This is a genomic window from Streptomyces sp. NPDC002125 (assembly GCF_053593715.1).
This window is the reverse complement of record NZ_JBSFDD010000070.1, coordinates 1-4,392: the sequence shown is the minus strand read 5'-3', so window position 1 is coordinate 4,392 and position 4,392 is coordinate 1. Positions and strand designations below refer to the sequence as shown.

Here is a 4,392-nt window from a genome sequence, read left to right as displayed (position 1 = left end):
TGCCGGACATCACCGCACCGAACACGGTTGGCCCGGTCGTCTGGATCCTCTCCGAGGGCGAGCCGCCCCGGCCCTCGAAACCCCATCACGCACGAGGAGAGCGCACCATGACAGACGTTCGTATCGACCCCCACGCCGACGCGGCCGGGGACCGGCTGATCCGCACGCTCGAAGCCCACGGGCTGACAGCCCGGAACGCCACCGATGTCCACACCGGCACCGACATGGTCACCGTCGACATCGCGGGCGGACCCGAAATCTGGATCGCGGACCGCACCGGCCACACCGACAGCCCCGTTGACGCGCACCCCGGATGGGTCGCGTTCTACCGGCCGCACGCCGACCTCAGCGACGAGGGAGAGACCGAGGTCTACCGGTCCGAGGGAGCAGGCGGCTTCACCCAGGACACCGCCGCCCTGGTGGTCGCGGTCGTCCAGTGCGCCGCCGCCCGCAGCCTGGCCGCCGCGTGAGGGCTCCCGTCCACGAAGCCCGAGCACTGGCCTACCTGGCCCGCCAGGACGCGGGACCGCCCCCGGCAGACGCCGAGGAGCGCGCCGACTGGCGCGCGGAACTGCGCGCGGCCCACGACGACTACCGCGCCGGCCGCGCCATCGCGGTCGGCGTCGACCGGCTCGACACGGTCCGGCAGGCGGTGCGCGCCGGGCGCTACGACCCCAGCGCGCACCGCGACCTTCCGGAAGCCCTGGAGGCGATCGAGCACGGCGGCCTCTCCGGTTGGCGCAACACCCCGTACGGGCTGGTCTGGATCGACAACGAGTTCTGACCCGCCCCGGCCGGGGCGGCGGATGGCACCGCCGCCCCGGCCCCGCTCGAAACCCACCACCCCGAGAACGAGGAGATCACCCATGACGGACGCTCAAGAGACCACGGCCCGCGCCTTGCTGAGCAAGGCGCTCCAGGCGGAAGGGCACACCATCGGCGGCGAGGCGTGGCTGGGCAGCGGCTGTTTCGTCCTGACGGTCCAGGTCACCGGCCCGGCCCAGCTCTGGATCAGTGACGCTGACGCCCAGCTCGACTATCCCCCCGCCGAGCACACCGGTTGGGCCGCGTTCTACCACTCCCACGGCGCGGACACCGAGGAGGACGCCCCCGAGGTCTACCGGTCGACCGACACCGACTGTGCGGCCGACACCGCGAACCTCGTACGGGTCATCAGCGCCTACGTGGCCGCCGCCACGGCGTAGCCGGAACGCAGACCGGCGACCGCCCTGCCATAAGGCAGGACCCCCCACACAAGTGCGGCAGGCTGGCGCGGTCGCCGGTCTTCTCGAAACCCGTACCGCGCGTGGTGGCGACATCCCCAGAAGGGGGCGCTACTTCCACGCGGAACGAGAGAACCCCAGGGTAGCGGGTCCGGGCCGGGGGACGAAAAGAAGGATCAGAAACGGGACCCACGGTGTTTCCAGTACCGGTGAAAACTGGTATTGTTCTTCTTGTTGGGAGGGGGTGGCGCCCCGACCGGCACCACCACTCGAAACCCGTACGGAAGAGGCACCCGATGGCTTCCACCCTGGAACTCTCCGAGGCCGCACTGACCGGCCTGCGCGACCACCTCATGACCACCGCCGCCGACGAGGACAAGACCCCGCTGGAGGAGCTGGACGGACTCAGCGACAGCGTGCTGGCGGCCTACTGGCACGGCTACGTCAAGGCCAGCGAGAGCGGCCGCACCGGGCAGGCGCTGCACATCGCCGCGTTCGGAGATTCGCTCTTCGCACCGATGGTCGCGGTCTGCAAGGACATCGACGAACTGCGCGTCGCCCTCGCCCACTCGTTCCAGTAACCCCACCCCGGCTGGGGAGACGGATGGCACCGCCGCCCCGGCCGCCTCGAAACCCCATCCCGCACAAGGAGAGCCCCACCGTGACCACCACCTCCGCAGGCACCGAGGCCGGCCCGGCGACGACCCGCACCATCGAAGAACCCGAGATCGACAAGCGCAGCGCCGAATCCCCCCACTTCGGCCGGTTCACCTGCGACGTCTGCGGCGACGACTTCGCCGTCCACCGGTCGCTCACCGTCGAAGAGCGCGAGTTCACCGACATCGAGACCCGCGCGACGTGGCCCGGCCTGGTCGTGGTCGCCTGCGACCGCAGCTGACAGCACCTTCCCCACCCGGGGCGGCGGTTGGCACCGCCGCCCCGGCCCGCTCGAAACCCGACGCAAGGAGAAGCACGACCATGACGCTCCCCAGCGACCTGCCAGCCCCTGACGGCAACGCCGACACCGCCCGCTCCCGCCGTGACCTCCTGGTCGCCCGGCACGACGGTCGGATGTTCACCGAGACCATCGGCCGCCCCCTGCTCCGCGCCCAGCAGACCACGCAGACCTACCGGGCGGCCGCCGATCACGCCGAGCTCGACCGGTGCGGAGCTCCCGATCGTGTCTGGCTCAAGGGCCAGTCCGCCCTGTGCCACCACCGCGCCCGCATCGCGGCCGACGAGGCCGCTCTGGCCGCCGAACGGACGCAGCCGGGCTGGGCGGCTGCGTGGGCCGCCCTGGCCGACCGCTACGCGGCAGCGGCCCGCCACCTTGCCCACCCCGCACCGATCCGGGCCGCCGAGATCACCAACCTCCGCGCCGCCGCCGATGCGCTGGAAGCCCTGCCCCCCGTGATCCCGCCGCAGCTCGCCGCCCCCCTGTCCTGCATCACCCTGTTCAGCGTCGACAGCGGCCGCCAGGCACTCCACAACGCCCGACGCGCCAACGGGCCGGTGCTCAGGCACGTGAACACGGTGGAGGTGGAGCTACTGCTGTTCGCCGTGTACGCCCAGGGACAGGCTGAGACCGGCTACCACATCGCCACACAGGCCGTCCGCGCGCTCGACCGCGCCCGCAAGACCGCCCCCGAGGACGAGGCCGAAGCCATGGACCAGCAGACCCTGGCCACCGCCTTCGAGCTGAGCGAGCAGGCCCTGGACGCGGCGGAGGCCGCCACCCCGCCCGCGCCGTAGAACCCGAGCCCGGCCGGGACGGCCGCACCGCCGCCGTCCCGGCCCCGGAACCCCCAGGAGAGCCCTGCCCGATGCCCCAGCCCCACCCCCTGGCGCACGAAGAAACGCCCGCCACGCCGCACGACAGCCTGCTGATGCGCCCCTTCTACCTGCCGGGCGCGCACCTGCCCGACTCAGCCGGCCCCGTCTGGACCTGCCGGAAATGCACCACGCCGTGGCCGTGCCCCACCGCCCAGCCGTACCTCCGGGCCGGACAGTGCAGTACGCGCAGCGCGACGACCCAGTGGAAGCCGTGCGGCGCGACGACCCAGTGGGAGCGGAACGGGCCCCGACGCTGGCACGTCGGCCCAGACTGCTACACCCGCAAAGACGCCCTGAACGCGCTGGCCGAGGAACTCCACCAGCAGCACATGGCGAACCCCCACTACCCGCCCAGCCACTACTACCGGGAGAAACCCCGCCGACGCCAACGCCAGCGCCCGCCGTACGACCACATCCCCATGGGGCCGGGCGACATCCAGCCCGGCACCTGGCTATGGGTCATCCCCGGCGGACTCCACCCCGGATGGGGCGACATTCACCGTCTCGCCATGCTCACCGCACTCGGCACGCCGCACTGCGAGGTCTGGGTGGACGACACCACCGTCCACCGCGTCCGACCCGAGAAGCTGATCGTCACCGACGCCGGACGTCAGGCCGCCCACGCCGCAGGACTCACCACCCTCCGGCAGGCGAGCGGGCCCCGACCCCGCCCGCTGCTCCCCGAATGGCGATGGGTCGACTGGACCCTGGCCAAGCACATCGCCCATCAACAACACGCCACCCCCGCCGCTGAGCCAGCCGAACAGCCCGTCCAAGACGAGCTGTTCACCATCACCTGACGGACTACCCCGGCCCGGAACGACCACCGTTCCGGGCCGGAGAAATGTCCGCGTACGGCGCGCCAACTGCGCCGACGGGCCGACCAGGGCGAGGCGGCCGCGGAGGCCATCGGCGCCACCGTCGTGCGCGCCGGCCTGCCCGAGAGCACGCGCCGAGTGCGCCCGCCGTGGAGCGGCATCCGGCCTCCGGCCGGATGCGAGGGGCGCTCCCGCGCCGCCCCCTCGCGCACCCCCGGGTGCCCGTGGCCGGCCCCGGTGACACGGCAGCGGGAACCAGGGTGCTGACCGGCGCTCGTACCTCACGGCCAGGCCAGGACGAGCAAGGGGGCGCTTTCCTCGTGGTCGCCGCCGCCGCGACGGGGAACTCCGAGACGGGGCCGGGGCGGCGGCGACCTCGAGGACGCTCCGCCCGGAGGGGCCCCTGAAGCTGTTCGTCGTACGGCACCCGTCCTTCGGCCGGGTGCTGGGGGCTTCTCGCCCCCAGGCCCCTCGCCAGCGCCCAGGGCGCGCTGGACCGCCCAGGTGGAAAGACGACG

Annotated in this window: 7 protein-coding genes; all 7 read left to right on the top strand. The window is 72.7% G+C overall.

Features of this window, described 5'->3' with window-relative positions; all coding sequences use genetic code 11:
- Positions 1-107: 107 nt before the first annotated feature.
- Positions 108-470 (top strand): hypothetical protein, encoded by a 363-nt coding sequence (locus tag ACWCQM_RS40770; RefSeq protein WP_450920113.1) that lies wholly within the window; start codon positions 108-110, stop codon positions 468-470.
- Complete coding sequence (locus ACWCQM_RS40765) at positions 467-784, top strand: hypothetical protein (protein WP_450920112.1); 318 nt, start codon at positions 467-469, stop codon at positions 782-784. The genes ACWCQM_RS40770 and ACWCQM_RS40765 overlap by 4 nt, the downstream gene beginning before the upstream one ends.
- 82 nt (positions 785-866) lie before the next feature.
- Positions 867-1,205, top strand: a complete 339-nt coding sequence (locus tag ACWCQM_RS40760) for a hypothetical protein (protein ID WP_450920111.1) — start codon at positions 867-869, stop codon at positions 1,203-1,205.
- A gap of 314 nt (positions 1,206-1,519) precedes the next feature.
- Positions 1,520-1,804, top strand: a complete 285-nt coding sequence (locus ACWCQM_RS40755) for a hypothetical protein (protein WP_450920110.1) — start codon at positions 1,520-1,522, stop codon at positions 1,802-1,804.
- Between the two features lie 80 nt (positions 1,805-1,884).
- Entirely contained in the window at positions 1,885-2,121 is a 237-nt protein-coding gene (locus tag ACWCQM_RS40750) for a hypothetical protein (RefSeq protein ID WP_450920109.1), read from the top strand.
- An 80-nt stretch (positions 2,122-2,201) separates the two neighbouring features.
- The gene (locus ACWCQM_RS40745; RefSeq protein ID WP_450920108.1) at positions 2,202-2,975 is read left to right on the top strand and encodes a hypothetical protein; all 774 of its coding nucleotides are present in this window, start codon (positions 2,202-2,204) and stop codon (positions 2,973-2,975) included.
- 71 nt (positions 2,976-3,046) lie between these two features.
- Complete coding sequence (locus tag ACWCQM_RS40740) at positions 3,047-3,856, top strand: hypothetical protein (RefSeq protein WP_450920107.1); 810 nt, start codon at positions 3,047-3,049, stop codon at positions 3,854-3,856.
- Positions 3,857-4,392 lie beyond the last annotated feature (536 nt).

Coding starts and splice junctions, on each gene's coding strand:
- ACWCQM_RS40770 (WP_450920113.1), top strand. CDS start 108: ATGACAGACGTTCGTATCGACCCCCACGCCGACGCGGCCGGGGACCGG.
- ACWCQM_RS40760 (WP_450920111.1), top strand. CDS start 867: ATGACGGACGCTCAAGAGACCACGGCCCGCGCCTTGCTGAGCAAGGCG.
- ACWCQM_RS40755 (WP_450920110.1), top strand. CDS start 1,520: ATGGCTTCCACCCTGGAACTCTCCGAGGCCGCACTGACCGGCCTGCGC.
- ACWCQM_RS40745 (WP_450920108.1), top strand. CDS start 2,202: ATGACGCTCCCCAGCGACCTGCCAGCCCCTGACGGCAACGCCGACACC.
- ACWCQM_RS40740 (WP_450920107.1), top strand. CDS start 3,047: ATGCCCCAGCCCCACCCCCTGGCGCACGAAGAAACGCCCGCCACGCCG.